This window comes from Stenotrophomonas sp. KH_052 (assembly GCF_057838755.1).
On the sequence record NZ_CM174475.1, the window covers coordinates 3,076,570 to 3,093,748 of the forward strand.

The 17,179-nt window shown below is 64.7% G+C and carries 18 protein-coding genes; 9 read left to right on the plus strand and 9 right to left on the minus strand.

The genetic code is table 11. From position 1 onward, the window contains the following. Nucleotides 1-77: 77 nt before the first annotated feature. Nucleotides 78-1,514, plus strand: a complete 1,437-nt coding sequence (locus AC3ITW_RS14220; RefSeq protein WP_100468904.1) for a serine hydrolase domain-containing protein — start codon at nt 78-80, stop codon at nt 1,512-1,514. Between the two features lie 193 nt (nt 1,515-1,707). Further along, nucleotides 1,708-3,822 carry a TonB-dependent receptor family protein gene (locus tag AC3ITW_RS14225; protein ID WP_100468907.1) on the plus strand — a complete coding sequence of 705 codons (2,115 nt, stop codon included), beginning with the start codon at nt 1,708-1,710 and terminating at the stop codon, nt 3,820-3,822. Between the two features lie 46 nt (nt 3,823-3,868). Here AC3ITW_RS14225 and AC3ITW_RS14230 read toward each other — a convergent pair whose 3' ends face one another. Together AC3ITW_RS14230 and AC3ITW_RS14235 are read right to left on the minus strand one after the other, a co-directional pair. Further along, on the minus strand, nt 3,869-4,396 hold the full coding sequence (locus AC3ITW_RS14230) for a hypothetical protein (RefSeq protein ID WP_489390367.1): 528 nt from the start codon (nt 4,394-4,396) through the stop codon (nt 3,869-3,871). A gap of 116 nt (nt 4,397-4,512) precedes the next feature. Further along, nucleotides 4,513-5,292, minus strand: coding sequence for a hypothetical protein (locus tag AC3ITW_RS14235; protein ID WP_012511528.1), 780 nt, complete (start codon nt 5,290-5,292; stop codon nt 4,513-4,515). Between the two features lie 217 nt (nt 5,293-5,509). Here AC3ITW_RS14235 and AC3ITW_RS14240 point away from each other — a divergent pair, with 217 nt between their 5' ends. After that, nucleotides 5,510-5,821 (plus strand): hypothetical protein, encoded by a 312-nt coding sequence (locus AC3ITW_RS14240; RefSeq protein ID WP_232053959.1) that lies wholly within the window; start codon nt 5,510-5,512, stop codon nt 5,819-5,821. Nucleotides 5,822-5,855: 34 nt separating this feature from the next. Here the strand turns inward: AC3ITW_RS14240 and AC3ITW_RS14245 are convergent, their stop codons facing one another. Beyond that, complete coding sequence (locus tag AC3ITW_RS14245) at nt 5,856-6,431, minus strand: TetR/AcrR family transcriptional regulator (protein WP_100468913.1); 576 nt, start codon at nt 6,429-6,431, stop codon at nt 5,856-5,858. 69 nt (nt 6,432-6,500) lie between these two features. Here AC3ITW_RS14245 and AC3ITW_RS14250 point away from each other — a divergent pair, with 69 nt between their 5' ends. Continuing rightward, complete coding sequence (locus tag AC3ITW_RS14250; protein WP_032127705.1) at nt 6,501-7,046, plus strand: thioesterase family protein; 546 nt, start codon at nt 6,501-6,503, stop codon at nt 7,044-7,046. Nucleotides 7,047-7,052: 6 nt separating this feature from the next. Here the strand turns inward: AC3ITW_RS14250 and AC3ITW_RS14255 are convergent, their stop codons facing one another. Next, nucleotides 7,053-8,186 (minus strand): agmatine deiminase family protein, encoded by a 1,134-nt coding sequence (locus AC3ITW_RS14255; RefSeq protein WP_153675926.1) that lies wholly within the window; start codon nt 8,184-8,186, stop codon nt 7,053-7,055. Between the two features lie 105 nt (nt 8,187-8,291). Here AC3ITW_RS14255 and AC3ITW_RS14260 point away from each other — a divergent pair, with 105 nt between their 5' ends. Further along, nucleotides 8,292-9,176: a LysR family transcriptional regulator gene (locus AC3ITW_RS14260; protein ID WP_153675928.1), complete on the plus strand. Its 885-nt coding sequence runs from the start codon at nt 8,292-8,294 to the stop codon at nt 9,174-9,176. Here the strand turns inward: AC3ITW_RS14260 and AC3ITW_RS14265 are convergent. Next, nucleotides 9,151-9,939, minus strand: coding sequence for an SGNH/GDSL hydrolase family protein (locus AC3ITW_RS14265; protein WP_006376244.1), 789 nt, complete (start codon nt 9,937-9,939; stop codon nt 9,151-9,153). The genes AC3ITW_RS14260 and AC3ITW_RS14265 overlap by 26 nt on opposite strands. Nucleotides 9,940-9,988: 49 nt before the next feature. Then, a complete protein-coding gene (locus tag AC3ITW_RS14270; protein ID WP_032971244.1) occupies nt 9,989-10,954 on the minus strand; it encodes a DUF2268 domain-containing putative Zn-dependent protease in 966 nt (321 codons plus the stop codon). Between the two features lie 138 nt (nt 10,955-11,092). On the opposite strand from AC3ITW_RS14270, the gene AC3ITW_RS14275 reads away from it, so the two are divergent. Then, entirely contained in the window at nt 11,093-12,076 is a 984-nt protein-coding gene (locus AC3ITW_RS14275) for a hypothetical protein (RefSeq protein ID WP_100468920.1), read from the plus strand. A 10-nt stretch (nt 12,077-12,086) separates the two neighbouring features. On the opposite strand, the gene AC3ITW_RS14280 is transcribed toward AC3ITW_RS14275, so the two are convergent. Together AC3ITW_RS14280 and AC3ITW_RS14285 are read right to left on the minus strand one after the other, a co-directional pair. Next, nucleotides 12,087-12,407, minus strand: a complete 321-nt coding sequence (locus AC3ITW_RS14280) for a hypothetical protein (protein ID WP_006376283.1) — start codon at nt 12,405-12,407, stop codon at nt 12,087-12,089. 216 nt (nt 12,408-12,623) lie between these two features. Then, nucleotides 12,624-15,086 (minus strand): S9 family peptidase, encoded by a 2,463-nt coding sequence (locus tag AC3ITW_RS14285; RefSeq protein WP_100468921.1) that lies wholly within the window; start codon nt 15,084-15,086, stop codon nt 12,624-12,626. Between the two features lie 294 nt (nt 15,087-15,380). Between AC3ITW_RS14285 and AC3ITW_RS14290 the strand changes: the two genes are divergently transcribed. The 3 genes from AC3ITW_RS14290 to AC3ITW_RS14300 all read left to right on the plus strand — a co-directional run bounded on the left by AC3ITW_RS14290 (nt 15,381) and on the right by AC3ITW_RS14300 (nt 16,485). Next, entirely contained in the window at nt 15,381-16,028 is a 648-nt protein-coding gene (locus AC3ITW_RS14290) for a hypothetical protein (RefSeq protein ID WP_153675930.1), read from the plus strand. Nucleotides 16,029-16,129: 101 nt separating this feature from the next. Next, nucleotides 16,130-16,267 (plus strand): hypothetical protein, encoded by a 138-nt coding sequence (locus AC3ITW_RS14295; RefSeq protein WP_489389666.1) that lies wholly within the window; start codon nt 16,130-16,132, stop codon nt 16,265-16,267. After that, nucleotides 16,210-16,485, plus strand: coding sequence for a hypothetical protein (locus AC3ITW_RS14300; protein WP_489389667.1), 276 nt, complete (start codon nt 16,210-16,212; stop codon nt 16,483-16,485). The genes AC3ITW_RS14295 and AC3ITW_RS14300 overlap by 58 nt, the downstream gene beginning before the upstream one ends. Before the next feature lie 58 nt (nt 16,486-16,543). On the opposite strand, the gene AC3ITW_RS14305 is transcribed toward AC3ITW_RS14300, so the two are convergent. Then, nucleotides 16,544-16,873: a hypothetical protein gene (locus AC3ITW_RS14305; RefSeq protein ID WP_006376346.1), complete on the minus strand. Its 330-nt coding sequence runs from the start codon at nt 16,871-16,873 to the stop codon at nt 16,544-16,546. Nucleotides 16,874-17,179: the final 306 nt, after the last annotated feature.

Here is a 17,179-nt window from a genome sequence, read left to right on the forward strand (position 1 = left end):
ATAGGCTCGGCTCTACATGCTTGACCCCAACTCCCGCCGTGACCAACATGCGCCATCACCGCTGACGGATCACCGCGATGTACCGCACCCTTGCTGCTGCATTGATCTGTGCCCTCTTCGCCGTTCCGATCGCTTCGGCACGTGGCGCTCCCGGTACTCTCTCTGCTCAGCTTGATGCCCAGCTGCAGGCCAACCGAGAACGCTACGGCATCGCCGGCCAGGCGGTACTGATCGCACACAACGGCCAGGTGCTGTACCAGGGCGCCAGCGGTGAACGTGATCCCGCTACCCACGCACCTGCCGCCGTCGATACCATCTTCGCCGCGCAATCGATGGCCAAGCTGCTGACCAGCACGCTGGTGATGCAGCTGGTCGACCAGGGCAAGGTGGATCTGGACGCGCCGGCCAGCCGTTATGTTCCGGACCTACCGACGGCATGGCAGGCGATTCACGTACGCGATTTCCTCAACCACAGCTCCGGCATCGGCGAGTACTACGATCGCGTGGACAACCGCTGGGTCAGCAAGGGCTACGCCGGAGTGGCGCCCAATCTTGCCGCTGCACTGAAGGTGGCCGGCGCGGCACCGATGCAGTTCGCCTCCGGCAGCCGCGTGCAGTACACCCAGGCCAACTACCTGGTGCTGACCGCCTTGCTGGAAGCGCATTACCGCAAGCCCTACCCGGCCATCGCGCGCGAACGCATCCTGCAGCCGCTGAAGATGACCGGCACTTCATGGGGAGCAGCCAGCGTGCCGGCCCAGCGCGCAGCGGTGCCGTACATCGGCAAGGACGGCCAGCTGCAGCCAGCGAACGAAGCCCCCTGGCCGGACTACGGTTGGGGCCACGCCGACCTGCAGACCACCGTGGGCGACATGAATCGATTCCTGCAGGCGCTGGCGACCGGCAAGCTGCTGCGCACGTCCACGCTGGAAACGCTCTGGCAGCCGCAGAAGCTGAGCGGCGGCGGCAGCAATTTCTTCTCCACCGGTTGGGACACCACCCGCAGCGACGGCTACACCCAGGTCGGCCACGATGGTGGCACCCGCGTGCGGGCACGGCTGGCCTACAAGGGCACCCTGGCCAGCGGCTACTGGGTGTTCGTGTACCTGACCAACGGCAGCGCCCGCAATGTCTGGTCGAGCACGCTGGTGGAGAGCACCATGGCGGTGGCCGCGCCGCAGGAGTTTTCGCATACGGTGTTGTCCGAGCGACTGATCGCGTATGCGCTGGACGACAGCGCCGATGCGACACAGCTGATGCGTAACTGGCTGCACGGCAATAATGGGATTTCCGCCGGCGAGCTGGAACGTGCGATCAATGCCGATGGGTATGCGATCCGCGAAAGCCTCGGTGCACGCAAGGCGGTGAAGGTATTTGCTCTCAACACCGAGCTGTATCCCGATTCAGCCAATACGTGGGACAGCCTGGCCGAATGCCATGCGGCGCTGGGCGAGAAGGAAACGGCCGATGGGCTGTATGCAAAGGCCAAAGCGCTGGCCAAGCCCTCGCCGTAACCTTCTGTAGAGCCGAGCCCATGCTCGGCTGCTCTTCGTTTCGAGCGAAGGAGACCCGCGCTGCGCGCGAGAGCCGAGCATGGGCTCGGCTCTACATGGACGCTGCAGACCGCCCCATACGCGGCGGATGGGTGACGTGACGCCGCTGAACTGTTAACTTTCGCGCCACTTTCATGGTTTACAGCATTCCCGCATGTCGCTCTCGCCGCACCGCCTCACCCCGTCGCTGTTGTTCCTGGCCGTTTCCCTCGGCCTCCTCGCCTCCACTACCGCCGCTGCCCCGCAGGCCACCACGCTGGATGCCGTGCAGGTCACCGCTGCCGCCGATGCCAGCGCGCAGGCGCGCGCGGCGCTGAAGCGCGTCCCCGGCGCCGGCAACGTCATCGACGTGGCCAAGGCCGACAGCCGCTTGTCCAGCAGCGCCGATGTGCTGGCCTACCAGCCGGGCATCAGCGCGCAGTCGCCGGGCAACGAGGGCACCAAGGTCTCGATCCGTGGCTCGGGCATCAACCGGGGCCCAGGCGCGCATGCCTCGGGCATTGCGGTGTCGATCGACGGTCTGCCACTGACCGGCCCGGGTGGCACGCCCTACGAGCTGCTGGAACCGCTGTGGCTGTCGCGCGTGGAAGTACTGCGCGGCGCCAACGGCTTCGAGCGCGGCGCGTTGGCGCTGGGCGGTGCCATCGACTACGTCAGCCGCAGCGGTCGTGATTCGGCGGGCCTGCAGCTGCACTACGAAGCCGGCAGCCGTGGCTACCAGAAGCGCGGCATCAGCTGGGGTGGCGTCAGTGGTGACGTCGATTATTTCCTGGCCTACACCGATACCGAATTCGACGGCTACCAGCGCCATGCACGCGGCGATGGCAAAGGCGCGATGGCCAACATCGGCTGGCAGATCACCCCGGGGCTGCAGACGCGCTTCTTCGTGCGCTACCGCGAGACCAACCACGAAACGCCCGGACGCCTGACCCGCGATCAGATCCGCAACGATCCGCGTGCCGCGAATGCCGCCAACCTGGCCATCGATGCGCGTCGCCCGCAGCCGGGCAGCACGTGGGTGGGCAACGTCACCACGCTGCAGATCGATGAGGATTCCTCGCTGCAGGCCGGGCTGGTCTATCACAAGTACCCGATGGACTTGAACGAGAGCCTGTACCGCCAGCAGCTGGACTACGCCAACCTCAACGCCACGTTGGACTACCGCCACCGCCACCGGCTGTTCGGCCTGGACAGCGAAACCACGGTCGGCCTGCGCGTCACCCACGATCTGGACGCCGATGTGCGCGAGTCGCTGCGTTTTGCCAGCAACGGCTATGCCGCCGGCACGCGCACACGTGACTTCCGCCACCACGGCACCGACAGCACGCTGCACGTCAGCAACACCCTGGCCTTCAACGACCGCCTGCGCATGCAGACCGGGCTGGCACTGATCAACACCCGCCGCGATGTGCAGGTGACCTGGCCGAGCAGCGGCGGCCGCCTGCGCGACCACGACTGGGACTACGCGCCGCGATTGGGCTTCACGTGGCAGCACAGCGCCCAGACCCAGTGGTTCGGCAACCTCAGCCGCTCGGTGGAAGCACCGCACCCGTGGTCGATGATCTGGGGCTCGAACCAGTACTTCGGGCCGGGCAATGGCCCGTCTACCGGCCGCCAACGCGCGCCGGTGCCGATGCAGAACCAGACCGCCACAACGCTGGAACTGGGCGCGCGCGGTGACGCGGCGCTGGGTCGCTGGGAACTGACCGGCTACTACGCACACGTGAACCACGAACTGCTGAGCGTCGAGCTGCAACCGGTGCCGAACCTGTTCATCGCCGAGAACAACGCCAGCCCCACCGTTCACCGCGGCATCGAAGCCGGGTTGGACAGCACCCTGTGGCAGGCTGCACCGGGCCGCCTGTCGCTGCGCCAGGCGTACACCTTCAGCGATTTCCGCTATCGCCACGACGCGCGTTTCGGCAGCAACCGTCTGCCCGGCCTGCCGCGCCACGCCTACCAGGCCGAGCTGCGCTTCGATCACGCATCCGGCCTGTACGCTGCGCTCAATACCGAATACGCCTCGCGCATCGCCGTCGACTACGCCAACAGCTACTGGGCTGACAGCCATGTGATCTTCGGCAGCCGCATCGGCTACGACGCACCCGGTGGCCGCTGGCAGGCGTGGGCGGAGATGCGCAACATCGGCAACCGCCACTACGCCGCCACGGTCACGCCAGGCTACAACGATGCCGGCAAGGATATTGCCCGCTCGACCCCGGGCGAAGGCCGTGGCATCTACGCTGGTGTGCGTTTGCGCTTTGACTGATGACCGCAGGCGGCGCCGGGCGTGATCCAGCGCCGCCGTTTCAATGTCAGCTGATGCGCCACGCGGGCAGGCGCTCGCTGCGCTTCCAGATGGAAGGCGCGAAGCCGATCAGCACCACCGACGCCAGCCACTTCGGTGAGGTATTGAGCAGTGTCGAGGTGAGCGAACCATCGACGGGGGCGGCCATTTCCTGCCACGGGTTGTAGCCCAGGTAGACGATGCTGCCAGCCCACCACAGCAACGCTAGGCCGATGCCCACCAGCAGCAGGGCCAGCGTGCGGCAGGTCCATCGTTGCGAGGTGGTGCCCCATTCGCGGGATACTGCCACCAGAAGGCCCACCACCAGCAGCGAAATCAGGGCCACCAGGCCGATATCGACCTTATGCCCGATGCGCTCATAAGTGCAGGCGCGGCAGTCTGTCTCTTCAGCTGCGACGGCAGTTTCGGTGCTATCTGCCTGCCCAGCCGCTGCGGGTGCCGACTGCGCCAGCGCTGCAAACGGCATCAACACCGCCAGCAGCACCATCATGGTCCAACGAAACAACGTCCTGTTGCTGTGTGTAGCGACATCCATGCGCTCTTCCTCGTCAGTGGTGGTTGAAGCCGGACCACATTCCGTGGCCTCGGCGCGGATCATAGCGCAGGGTCGGCCAGGAACGAAAAACTGGGCTCGGCCATCCACATGGGCCGCTACAGCGCCCGAAATGCCTGGGCCAGACTGACTGCACCTGGTGCCAGCTCCTGTGCGAGCCATCCAACAACGGTGAAGAACACCAGCAACCCGAGCAACGGCCAGATCGTATGCGACACGCATACCCGCCACCAGCCTTGCTGCTGCATGCCCTGCATGCGCCGGTACAGGCCACCGGCAATGGCTGCATCCACCAGCAGCTCGGCCATCAGCACCGGTGCCGACCACACCACCCACACGCTGGCCAGCAGAACGGTCGCCGCCAGTGCGACGATGCCGAGAATCGCCAGCAGTGGCAGGCCGGCTTCGTCTTCGGCCAACCCGGTCAACGGCAGCTCTCCGGCATCACCAGCGATCACCGGCGCCGACTCATTCCACGAGGCCGACGCACCACCGCCGCCGGAACGGCCACCGACGCCGCTCCACGGTGATTCCACGGCACTTCCACGAGGCGATGGGCTACCACTGCCCAGATCCGGCGACAGGCCATCCAGCACGTTGTCCCAGCGCCAGCGGATCCAGATCCACATCAGCAGCAGGAATACGCCATACGCCAGCAGCACGGCCATCGGGTAGCGCAGCAGCATCGCGTCGATACCGGCCAGTCGCAGCAGGTGCGAGGCAAGGAAACCGGCCGCACCGGTCAGGGCCACGATCAGCGCCATCTGCAGGCGCGGCCAGCCGTGTTGCTGCAGATCCTGCCGCGCGCGCACGACTTCGCTGCCGCGGTTCAGCGGCAATTTCAGTGGGCCGCGGGAAAAGTGGCCAGAGCGCTTCATGCCGCCGCCAGTGGGCGGGAGACATCGCGGTCAGGGAACTCGGGAACCTTATGTTGCATGCGGACATCCTTGCCGAGCACGCGTAGGTGGTGATGGGCGGATTCTAGCGCGATGGGGCCCCGGATCCATCACCCACGGGCCGGACTGGTGCCTGCCTTGTACCCGCGCGCCAGCGGCTGGATTATGATTTTCCACCAGAAAAAGTATGCGCCGCGGCATGCACGCCTCCCAGTTCACCCGCTCCACCGCCCTCGTGATGTTCGTTCTAATGATTGGCCTCGCCGGTTGGGGTTCGTGGTTTGGTAGCCACTGCTTCAGCGATGGCTGCCTCGGCGTCCTGGTGGCATGGCTTGCCGCCGTGGTTACCTTCGCGGTGCAGGCGTTGCTGGTACTCCCGGTACATGCCTGGGTCATCAAGCGGCAGGGAGCGCCCGCCTCCCGCAGCTACCTTCGTTGGTTGGGCGCGTCGGCCATCGCTGCCCTCCTGCCGATCTTGCTCGGCTGGGGCTACATGATCGTCTTCAGATGACCAGCTACGCGTCTCCCACACACGGATAGCCGGATCAAGGCCGCGCGGCGGCCTTCAGCAACTGCGCGGCCACCTGGTCGAACGGGGCGATGTCCTGCAGTGCGCGGCACATCGCCACCGCACCTTCCACACTGGCAATCACCAGACTGGCCAGCCCACCCGCGGCGGCCGGATCGTGTCCGTCGGCGACGAACGCTGCGGCCAGATGGCCGTGCCAGCGCATGAACACTTCAGCAGCTGCCGCACGGGGCTGGCTCGGCACGGCCTCCACCGGCTCCTCAACCGCAGCGGCCAACACCGGGCAGCCGGCGCGAAAATCGGTGCGCAGCAGGCGCTCGCGCCACATCGTCAGGAACTGCTGCAGGCCCTGCACTGCCCCGCCCTTCAGCAGCTCCACCAGCAACGCTTCGACCTTGTCGCCGGCCATATGGGTGGCACGCGCCAACAGCTCCTGCTTGCCGCCGGGAAAGTGGTGATAGGTGGAGCCAAGCGGTGCCTCGGCCAGCTTGGTGACCTCACGGATGCTGGTGGCATTGAGACCCACGCGCGCGAGCATCTGTGCCGCAGCATCAATCACGCGTTGTGGCGCATCAGAGGGACGCGGGCTCACGGCAGGCTCCTTGCCAGGACAGTCGTCATAGATTAGCGTACCGGCGATTCTATAACAGTCGTCATAACCATGAATCTCTGGTTCCGCCTGCTCCACCTGCTGCTGTGCAGCCTGTTCCGGCCCAAGCTGGAGGCCCCGTTCGGGGTCTCGCGCCTGCAGTTCCGGGTACTGCCCAATGATCTGGACAGCAACCTGCACATGACCAACGGCCGCTACTGGAACATCTTCGACCTGGGCCGGCTGGACCTGATCCTGCGCATGGGCCTGGGCCGGGTGGCGCTGCGCGAGAAATGGGCACCGATCGTCGGCGCCGGCACCATCCAGTTCCGCCGCGAGCTGAAGCCGTTCCAGCGCTTCACCCTGGAAACGCGGCTGGTGGGCTGGGTCGGCTCGCGCGGCATCATGGAGCAGCGCGTGCTGATCGGTACCGAGCAGAAGATCGCCACCCGTGCACTGCTGGTCACCGGCATCTACGACCGTCGCGCGCGGCAGTTCCTGGGCATGCCGAAGATGATGGAAGCGATCGGCGTGGTCGCCCCGCCGTCGCCGCCGCTCAGTGCGGCCGCCGAGGCGCTGCTGGCGGCCGATGCCGCATTGAAGCAGGACGACGCCTGAGGCGCGTCAGCCCACCTTCGGCATGTTCTTGGTCACGCAATGGATACCGCCACCGCCACCCGCGATGGCATCGATATCCACCTGTTCGATCACGCGGCCGGGATACATGTCTTCCAGTAGTTCGCGGCAGAATCCATCGGCTTCGTCGTCTCCGAACTGCGGCGCGACCACCGCGCCGTTGATCGGCAGGTAGTTGATGTAGCCCATCGCCAGATCATCGTTGTCGCGGGTATGCACGTTATCGCGCCCTTCCAGCGGCGGCGGCAGCGTATGCACCTGCAGACGGCGGCCATCGGCATCGGTGGCCCCGCGCAGGATCCGCAGATGCTCGCGGGTCAGGTCGTAATCGTAGGACTCCGGATCGTTGTCCAGATTGGCGATCACCACGCCCGGGCGTACGAAGCGCGCATAGAAATCCACGTGCGCATCGGTGATGTCCTTGCCGGCGATACCGGGCAGCCAGATCACCTTGCGCACGCCCAGGTGATGTTTCAGCTCGGCCTCGATATCGGCACGCGACCAGTCCGGATTGCGGTTGCGGTTGACCCAGCAGCTTTCGGTGAGGATGGCCGTGCCGTGGCCATCGACTTCGATGCCACCGCCCTCGCCCACCAGATCGCTTTCCAGCAGCGTCGCACCGGTCACCTGCGCCAACCACGGCGCCACCGCGCCATCGTTGCGCGCACTCTGCTTGCCACCCCAGCCATTGAAGTTGAAGTCGACCAGGCCCAGCCCGCCTTGGTCATTGGTGACGAAGCAACCACCGTAATCGCGCACCCAGATGTCATCCAAGGGCACGTCCAGGAACTCGATGTTGTCGCGGCCGCAGCGGTCCTGCGCCTGCTTCAACTGTGCCGGGCGGCACAGCACGCTGACCGGCTGGTGGCGGGCGATGGTACGGGCCAGCCGCGCCACGGCGGCGTTCACCGCATCGGCCTGCGCGCCCCACACCCGCGGCTGCGCGGCAAAGGCCAGGAACACGCGTTCCTGCGGACCATGTTCATCGGGCATGCGCCAGATGCCTGCGCCCGGCGCCGCCGCAGCCACGCGACCCGGCAGCCCGGCCAGGCCGAGCGCGGCCAAGCCACCAAGACCGGCGGCGCCCGCCAGCTGGGTGAGGAATTGACGACGGTTGCTCATGACAGGCTCCATGGCCGGTGTGGGATGGGCGCTATGCTGCGCTTGCCCACTCATAAGAACAAACGATAGATTCAGCCATCAACTGAACAGTTTTACTTATCTGAAATGCTCAAGCACTGGCCACCGCTGAACGCCCTGCGGGGTTTCGAGGCTGCCGCCCGGCTGGGCAGTTTCCACCGTGCGGCGGAGGAACTGCACCTGACCCAGTCGGCCATCAGCCAGCAGATCCGGGGCCTGGAGGCGTCGCTGCAACAACCACTGTTCTTCCGGCAGGGCCGCAGCGTCACCCTCACCGACGCCGGCATCGACCTGCTGGAAACCACCCAATCCCTGCTGCGGCAGCTGGCCAGCGGCATCCGCCGGCTCGATCAGTACCGCAAGCCCAATCAACTGATCGTCAACACCAGCCCGGCCTTCGCCCGGCATTGGCTGGTGCCACGCCTGGCCAGCTTCCACTGGCTGCATCCCGACGCCGATCTGTGGCTGCTGACCAGCGAGGAAGCGCCGGAGATGACCACGCAGACGCTGGACGTAGCGGTACGCGATGACCTCGACTCACAGGCGCAGTGCCAGCATCGCGTGCTGCTGCAGGATCGTCTCTATCCAGCCTGCCATCCGGCCCTGCTCGCCACACCGGCGCACGAACGCCTCACCCTGCATGGCGAGCGCGAGATGGACTGGAGCCAATGGCAGGTACAGGGGGGTACCGATGTCGGCCAACGCCGCGAGGGAATGAATTTCTCCGAGCCCGGGCAACTACTGGATGCCGCGTGCCAAGGGCTGGGTATCGCATTGGTCAGCGAGCTGCTGGCAGCCCGAGCCTGCGAACAAGGCCTGCTGCAACCATTGGATGATGCACGCGTGCGCGGCCCGCGCTGGAGCTGGCTGGTGCACGAGGACAGCGCGGCCGATCCGCTGGTGATCAGCTTCTGTGAGTGGCTGCTGGCAAGCCTGCCCGGCGGAGCTACTTCTGCTGCAGCGCGCGCTTGACCGCCGCCTCGGCAAGCGGCGCCATCACCGCATAGCCCTTCGCCGTAGGATGCACGCCATCCTCGGCGAGCTGCGGGTCCAGTCCGCCGATCGCATTGGCCATCGGCGTGTAGTAGTCCAGATAGACCAGCTGCTGTGCATCGGCATAGCGCTTCAACGCCGTGTTCAATGCACGCACCTTGGGCGCAGGTGCTGTGCCCGGCAGCCACGGGTAATCGCTGACCGGCAGCACCGATGCCAGCACCACACGAATGCCATGTGCACGGGCCAGGTCCACCATCGCGTGCAGGTTGTCTTCGATCATCGCCTGCGTGGATGGTCCGGTGTTGCCTGCAATGTCGTTGGTGCCGGCCAGGATCACCACCACCTGTGGCTTCAGTGCCAGCACGTCCTGCGGGAAACGCACCAGCATCTGCGCCGTGGTCTGGCCGCTGATGCCGCGATTGAGCCAGCCCTTGCCGGGGAAGAAACCGGCACTGCCTTCCCTGCCCCAGCCTTCGGTGATGGAGTCACCGAAGAACGCGACGCGTGGCTGGCCCGGCACTGCCGCAGGCAGTTGCGCGTTGGCATCACGATAGCGTTGCAGCTCCGGCCAATCGGCCAGGCGCTGCTGCATGAAACGAACTTCGTCGGGGCGTAGCTGGTCGATGGGCGTCTGCAGCAGCGGATTGACTGCGACGGCTTCAGCGGCGCCCAGCGGAGAGGCCAACGCGAGGCCCAACGTCACGACGGTGGCAGTGGCAAGCTCAACAGGTCCACGCATGCGGGCACTCCTGAAACGATCTCCAGCAGTCTAACGCTCCGCCCCGCGCTCAGCGTGCAGCCGTACGCGCCGCCACACCCGTCACCTTCGCCGGCATCCACATGCCCGGCGTCCAGCCGCTGGTGGCCAGGATCGCCTTCGGGTTGTCCTGCTGGATCAGCACACGCACCGCGTCACGCTTGTCCTTGGCCTGCAGGTAATAGGCCTTGGCGATGCGGTAGCCCACCCAGTAACCCAGGTCATAGGGCTCCTGCGAGCCCGGCTTGTAGTTGTACAGCCACGGCGACAGATCGGTGCTGTCCAGATCCAGCGCGAACGCGCTTTCGATATGCACTTCCCGACCACGGGTCCAGGCCGCATGGCGCCCGTTGCCGACGTTGCCGGAAATCAGTTCGGTGATGAACTCGGCGATGCCTTCGCCCAGCGACACGCGCAGCACGGTCGCGCGCGGATCTCCCGGTTCGAAGTCGCTCAGGCCGGTCTGCTGGATGTGCACGTACTCGTGTGCGATCACGTGCACGAAGCGGTCCTGCACATTGGGATTCATGAAGTCGGCCGCGCACAGCGCTTCCAGGCCGATGATCACCCCACTCTTCGAGGTCAGCCCCACAGGCCGGCCACGGCCCACTGCGATGGTCACCGGCGGGAACCGGGTCTGCGGGTAGATCGCCTGCAGGTTGGCGAACACCTGTACCAGGCGCTGCTTGACCGCCGGCAGCTCGGCCAGGCAGCTTCGCCCCTGCGCATACAGCTCGGGCTGGCTGGCAATGGACTCGGCCATCCGTTCGGGAGTGACCCGACGCGCCTTGGCCAGCTCGGCCAGGCCCGTCGAACCTTCGGCCATGTATCCACGCAGCTGCGCGATGCTGGGCTTACCGCCGGCACTATCGTAAAGCGCGTAGAAACGACTGACATCCTCGGTGAGGATCTGCGGCCCCGCCGGAACTGCCGCCGTGGCCACGCCCATCGCCCCGGCACAGGCCAGGGCCAACAGGCCGCGCAGTATCATGGACATCGCTCCGTCCTTGGTGGAGTGCATGCGAAGCGCGCAATCTATCACTCCGCACGGCCAACCGCAGCAGGCGGATGCGGGCACCCCGGCGCTGTGCCAGACTCGCTTTGGCACCTGCCACGGAAGATGGAGCACCGCACGATGATGATCGTTCCCGCGTACTGGGCCGAAGCCCGCCTGCAGGCTCGTTTCCGCGGCCGGCCGGTGGTCGTGCGCCGCTTCGGCTGGTCCGATGAGGGCCCTGCCGAGGCCCAGGGACATGCCGACCGCCGTGCCAACGAAGCGCTCAATGCCATCCTTGCCGGGCAGGCACTGCCACGCCGCGAAGTACGCAGCAATTACGGCGTGGAAGGGGTACCGATCCGCGAGCAGATCGTGCAGCGCGACGGCGACGCCATCATCACCCGCAACAGCTATGGCGCACTGTGCCTCAACAGCCCGGACGTACTGTTCGCCGACATCGACCATGCGCAACCACCGGCAGGTTGCGTGATGCCAGCCATCGTTGCGGCGGTCGTGCTGCTTGCCGGTGCCATCATCGGCACCCTGCTCTGGCATTGGCTGGTGGGCCTGGTACTGGGCGTGGCGGCAGTGCTGCTGGTCAACGCGGCACTGCTGATGCGGCGGAAGCAGCGCCTGGCCGCTGCCAGCGGTGCTGAAGGGCTTGCGCTGAAGCGCGTGGAAGCCTTCAGCGAACAACACCCCGACTGGCATCTGCGCGCCTACCGGACGCCTGCGGGACTGCGCGTACTGGCGATGCATGCCACGTTCTCCCCGGAGGACGAGCAGCTGCAGGCATTCTTCAAGGCACTGGGCACCGATACCCTGTACGCGCGCATGTGCCGGCTGCAGCATTGCTTCCGTGCGCGACTGTCACCGAAGCCGTGGCGCGTCGGCCTGAAGTACCGCATCCGCCCGCCAGTGGCCGCGTGGTCATCCGAACAGGCCAACAATCCGGATCGACTGGCCTGGATTGCCGAGTACGAAAAAAAGAGCGCCGGCTTCGCAGCCTGCGCTTATCTACGCAGTTTCGGCGATACCACCCGGGTGCATGCCAAGACCGAGCACGTGCGCGACCTGCATGACCGGCTGTCGCACGCGCAGGACCGCCTACCGCTGGCGTGAGGGCGGGTGCTCAGTCAGCGCTCTGCACGAACGGCTGCCCTGCCAGGGTAGTGCCCAGCCGCACCGCGATCTGTTGACCATCCTTTTCGAAGGTCGTCGCACACTGCTTTCCGTCCTTCTGGCATCCGACTTCCGGAAAGCCCTCCAGCGACTCCGGCGCGCCCTGCGCAGGTTTCGCCTGCCAGCCTGCAGCATCCAGCAGGCGCTTGGCCTTGGCGTAAGGCATGCCGGCGACAATGCCCAATTGCGTCAGCTCAGCAGGAAACGACTGAGCATATGCCGTTGAAACCAGGGCCAACGACAACGTTGCAGCAAGGAGAATGGCTTTCATTGCACCGACCTGGAACGAGCGATCAGGTTCAGCCTAGACCATTTGCGTGGCATGCGAATGTGCCGGTAACACGTCGTTACCGAGTCTCCACAGTTGATTGCAAAGCCGTCGGCATCATTTACATGTGGACAGCAGCCGAGCATGGGCTCGGCTCTACAGGATGCAGAAAGGCCGCCCGAAGGCGGCCTTGTGCAACGCAGTCGCGCAAGCTCGACTCTACTTTGCGTTCTTCACGTAAGTGTCGAACCAGTTGAGCATTTCCGCCACCAGCTGCTCGTTCGATTCCAGCGCGGTGTACCAGTGCGGCTCGTTCGGCAGCATCACCAGACGGGTGGTACCACCGTTGCCACGGATCGCCTGGTACAGCTTGCGCGACTGGAACGGTTCGGTGCCCGGGTTGGCGTCGTCCTCGCCGTGCACCAGCAGCAGCGGCAGCTTGATCTTGTCGGCGTAGAAAAACGGCGAGGCCTTCAGGTACACCTGCTGCGCCTGCCATACCGAACGACGCTCGTTCTGGAAGCCGAACGGGGTGAAGGTCTTGTTGTACGAACCGCTGGTCGCCACCCCGGCCTTGAACAGGTTGGTGTGGGCGATCAGGTTGGCGGTCATCAGGCCACCATGGCTGTGGCCGGTCACGCCGATGCGGTTGCGGTCGACCACGCCCATGTCCACGGCCTTGTCCACCGCGGCCCTGGCATCGGCTTCCAGCTGCTCCAGGTAGGTGTCGTAGGCGTTCTTCGGGTCACCCACGATCGGGAACGAGGCGTTGTCGATGATCGCGTAGCCGGCCAGCAGCATCAGGCGGTACGGCTGCAGACGGGTGAAGGTCTGCTGCGAACCGGACACCTGACCGGCCTGCGCTGCATTGGCGAAATCGGCGGGATACGCGTACAGGATCGCCGGCACGCGCTGGCCTTCCTTGTAGCCCGGCGGCGTGTACAGAGTGAACGACAGGTCCACGCCGTCGGCGCGCTTGTAGGTCACCAGCTGCTTCTTGATCTGGCGCACTTCCGGGGTGGGGTCGACCAGCCTGGTCAGCGCGGTCGCGGTAGAGGCGAACTGCGCTTCGCCGGTCTTCGCGCCGGCTACCGCTTCACCCTGCTGGCGGATGAAGGCATTCGGCGGATCGATCACCGACTGGTGCCAGGTCAGGTAGCGCCCCGGCGTGTTGCTGAAGCCTAGGAACTGCTCGTAGGCATCGGCACTGCTGCGGAACAGGCGCTCGCTCTTCAGCGTGCCCAGGTCCAGGCGGTCCACGAACGGGCGGTCACCCTGCGGTGAGGCGCCACGGCCACTGAGGAACACGTGGTTGCCATCCTGGCGTACGACCTGCGCGCCATTCGGCAGGCGGGTGAAGACCAGGTTGCCGGGATTGCCGTACAGCTCATCGCTGGACATGTCCCACAGCAGGTGGCCTTCCTTCTTCGGCTGGTCCACATCGACGATGCGGGTCTGCATCCAGTGGCGGTTCTCGTCGTTCTCGTACTGGAATGCCACGGCCGGATCGGCAGTCCAGGCGAAACCTTCGAAGCGCTGCGCGGTGCGGGTGATTTCGGTCGGCTTGCCGTTGAACGGCGCCTTCAGCATCAGCACGCGGTCACGGTGCGGCACGTTGACCTTCCAGTCGCCCTTGTCCAGCGCTTCGGCATAGACCAGGGTCGCCGGATCGGTGGCTCGCCAGTCGAAACCGCGCGGGCCTTCCGGTACGCCGTGCACCGGCACGCGATCCGCAAGCGGCAGGCTGGCGATCGGCGTGCTGCGGCCATTGCTCACGTCCAGCACCGCCACATCATTGGCGAAGCGCTGGTAGGTCACCGCATGCGAGTACGGTGCCTTGATCGATTCGGTCAGCACGTGCACGCCATCGGGCGCGGCGCTGACCTCGTTGAACAGTGCAGGCTGCCCGACCGGGCGCACGCTGTTGGCGGCGGTATCGACCACGGCCAGCTGCGACGCGCCGTAATAGGCGAACAGTTTCTCGTCATGCACGCTGGTCAGCGTGTCGCGGGCTTCGTAGGTGCTGCTCTCGCCACTGCTGCCCAGCGATTCCTGCGCATCCGGACCGGTCGGCACGCCACCGTTGGACGGCGCCGGACCCTGATTGGCCGGTACCAGCTTCACCAGCAGATTCTGGCTGCCGCCCAGCCATTGCACGGTGTAGCCGAAGATCGGGTTCAGCTGCACGTTCGGCACCTGCTTCACCTGGCCGGTGGCCGCATCGCCGACCCACAGCTGCACGCTGGTATCGACCGCATTCTGGAAGGCGAAATGGCTGCCGTCGGCCGACCACAGCGCGCCGGTGGCGCAGCCCTGTGGCAGGTTGACCTTGGTTTCCTTGCCGCTGCCGATGTCGACCAGAGTGAAGTCGGCCACGCAGGCCGGAATACCGTAGCCGCCGGGAGTGTCATGGCGACTGCGGTTCTTCGGCTCCAGGCGTACACCGGCCAGCTTCAGGTACGGCTGGGCCACGCGGCTGATCGACGGGTAGGTCTGCGCGGTGGTCAGCAGCAGGCGCTGGCCGCCCGGGGCCACGTTCGGTGCCGGCGGCGGCGGTGCCTTCAGCACCTTGAGCAGGTGTTCCGGCGGCTTCGCGTAATCGGCAAGCGCCGGGCCAGCGGCCAGCAGGCCGACAGTGGCAACGGCAACGGCCGCTGCCAGAGAGGTTCGACGGATCAGCATCCTTATCCCCTGGGGTGTGAATGGGTACCCGGAATCGGGCATGGCCCCGAATCTAGCACCGCAGGGGTTGTCGTGAATGGGCCGGAAGGGCTAGTGGCCGGATGGGGCAAAGTGCATCGGAGAACAGGCCGCGGGGCACTCAAGAAAGAACTGAAGCTGGCTCCAGGCAACGATCTACTGCCACTTCACGGGAGAGATGGCTCCTTTAGCCACGATTCCCGGCCCCCGATTTTCCTGTCCGGCTGCCCTTGCGGCGCCTAGCATCAACAACACCCCTACCCCGTCGGCAGCACAATGATCCTCCGGAAAATCTACCTTTACCTCGATCCCGACGAGTTCCCCAAGGAAGTCGCCATACCTTTCGGCTTCAGGTCGCGATACGCGTGCAATTTCCTGGAAAGGAGGCTTAAACCCCTTCGATTTCATTCAGCTGGATTCAACAGGATTATTATTCAAGGATCAGCACTTCAAACCAGTGTAAAGATCGTCAAGGGCTCGAATGCAATCAGCTCACCAGTACCATTCCAGATCGATCACTACGAAAAATTAAACAACGACGATCGCCACGAATTCTACCTTTCAATGATCGAGCGTGGACTCAATACAGTCTCCCTTCACCACCCCATTCCGACACCGGAACTAACGAAAGCAATCGACCTTTTCAGAAATTTCGGATATAAAAACGAATGGACGCACCAAACAAAATATTATAGAGAAGACGGACTCCGGGCATCGCTTCTATGCAGGCTCACGCCGGATTCATTCTCGCTCACCCTCAATGTGACCCAGGGCCGCGAGATCATATTTGAAAACACAATACTTGAAACAAAACCCGATGAACTCATATTCGCGGATCAATTCAAGAGCCTCGAACGGCACAAAGACAGCATCATAGTGAGAGACAAATTCGGAAATATTTTTTACCAGACACCAAATATATAGGCATGCCGATGCATGCAGAAAAACTCAAAATCACCATCAAATGAAAGAACAGCCACTACGTTGTTCTTAAACCCAAAGAAGACCTTTTCACCATTGCCCATATGCGCAACCGACCGGTGATGTGCTTCTTCAACATCTGCTCAAGCGAAGACACCCGGGATTCCCCTGATCTGAGCCAAAGTTGCCCGTTGTTCCAAGCGTTCGCCGGCATGGTGGTGACGTCACACTGGCTCCCGTAATCAAGCACAGCCTCTCCGTCGAAGAAGACCGGGAAGCAATCGAACGGTTCGAGCTGACCCACATGCGGGGAAGTCACGACCTGCAGGACAGGCCTATTCGACATTTCATCACCCGGGTAGATCGGGACGACCTCAAATTCGAGGTGTTTCCCGATCTTTGGCCGGATCGACAGGCATTAAGCCCCCTGACACGCAGATTGCCCGAGTGGCTGCGCTAGCCGTCGGCGGTTCCAACGGGCAATCCGCTCCCAGTGCCAGGCTTGGCATGGCCTGGCACTACTGCTGGGCGTGCAGGTCCCAGGCGGTGAGATAGTCCGGGTCGACCACGATCATGCCGCTGTTGCTCATCCGGTACTCTCCCGGCTGGGCCGGCAGGTACTGGTCGAGCATCGGCGGCAGATAACGCTCGTGGCCATCGTTCTCGTCGGCCAGCACCACGCCTTCATCGGCACTGATGCGCAGCACCGTTCCCGCGTACTGCTCCAGTCCCTGCACCTGGCCGTCGCCGCCGTAGCGGGTCACCCCGACCAGCACCAGTTTTCCGATCATTTCCTCGACCTTGGCATCGTCCAGGGCCGGCAGCATTCGTTCGTATTGGTCGCTCATCGGTGCACCTCCAAAGCCTGCAGGATCATCATGGACAAGCCAGCCTCTGCGCTGCGAAGGCCATCGGGCAACGCAGGGGACAACCTGGCGGGCGTATGCCTGTATTGCAGGGCCGGCAAGAGCATGCCGGGACCGCATCGGGTGAACAGTGGCAGATGCTGTGGGTGGCGGCCATCCGTGCCGGCAAAGTGGCCGTATCAGACCAGGGTCAACACCACGCGTTGCATTGCATGCAGGGTAAAGCGTGACAGCTGCGCAGTTGTTGCATGACGGCCTCCTGTTGAAGGTCACACGCGAAGTTGATGC

Excerpts from the sequence above, each read along its gene's own strand:
- AC3ITW_RS14220 (WP_100468904.1), top strand. The coding sequence starts at position 78 with ATGTACCGCACCCTTGCTGCTGCATTGATCTGTGCCCTCTTCGCCGTT.
- AC3ITW_RS14225 (WP_100468907.1), top strand. The coding sequence starts at position 1,708 with ATGTCGCTCTCGCCGCACCGCCTCACCCCGTCGCTGTTGTTCCTGGCC.
- AC3ITW_RS14230 (WP_489390367.1), bottom strand. The coding sequence starts at position 4,396 with ATGGATGTCGCTACACACAGCAACAGGACGTTGTTTCGTTGGACCATG.
- AC3ITW_RS14235 (WP_012511528.1), bottom strand. The coding sequence starts at position 5,292 with ATGAAGCGCTCTGGCCACTTTTCCCGCGGCCCACTGAAATTGCCGCTG.
- AC3ITW_RS14240 (WP_232053959.1), top strand. The coding sequence starts at position 5,510 with ATGCACGCCTCCCAGTTCACCCGCTCCACCGCCCTCGTGATGTTCGTT.
- AC3ITW_RS14250 (WP_032127705.1), top strand. The coding sequence starts at position 6,501 with ATGAATCTCTGGTTCCGCCTGCTCCACCTGCTGCTGTGCAGCCTGTTC.
- AC3ITW_RS14255 (WP_153675926.1), bottom strand. The coding sequence starts at position 8,186 with ATGAGCAACCGTCGTCAATTCCTCACCCAGCTGGCGGGCGCCGCCGGT.
- AC3ITW_RS14260 (WP_153675928.1), top strand. The coding sequence starts at position 8,292 with ATGCTCAAGCACTGGCCACCGCTGAACGCCCTGCGGGGTTTCGAGGCT.
- AC3ITW_RS14265 (WP_006376244.1), bottom strand. The coding sequence starts at position 9,939 with ATGCGTGGACCTGTTGAGCTTGCCACTGCCACCGTCGTGACGTTGGGC.
- AC3ITW_RS14270 (WP_032971244.1), bottom strand. The coding sequence starts at position 10,954 with ATGTCCATGATACTGCGCGGCCTGTTGGCCCTGGCCTGTGCCGGGGCG.
- AC3ITW_RS14275 (WP_100468920.1), top strand. The coding sequence starts at position 11,093 with ATGATGATCGTTCCCGCGTACTGGGCCGAAGCCCGCCTGCAGGCTCGT.
- AC3ITW_RS14280 (WP_006376283.1), bottom strand. The coding sequence starts at position 12,407 with ATGAAAGCCATTCTCCTTGCTGCAACGTTGTCGTTGGCCCTGGTTTCA.
- AC3ITW_RS14285 (WP_100468921.1), bottom strand. The coding sequence starts at position 15,086 with ATGCTGATCCGTCGAACCTCTCTGGCAGCGGCCGTTGCCGTTGCCACT.
- AC3ITW_RS14290 (WP_153675930.1), top strand. The coding sequence starts at position 15,381 with ATGATCCTCCGGAAAATCTACCTTTACCTCGATCCCGACGAGTTCCCC.
- AC3ITW_RS14295 (WP_489389666.1), top strand. The coding sequence starts at position 16,130 with ATGCGCAACCGACCGGTGATGTGCTTCTTCAACATCTGCTCAAGCGAA.
- AC3ITW_RS14305 (WP_006376346.1), bottom strand. The coding sequence starts at position 16,873 with ATGAGCGACCAATACGAACGAATGCTGCCGGCCCTGGACGATGCCAAG.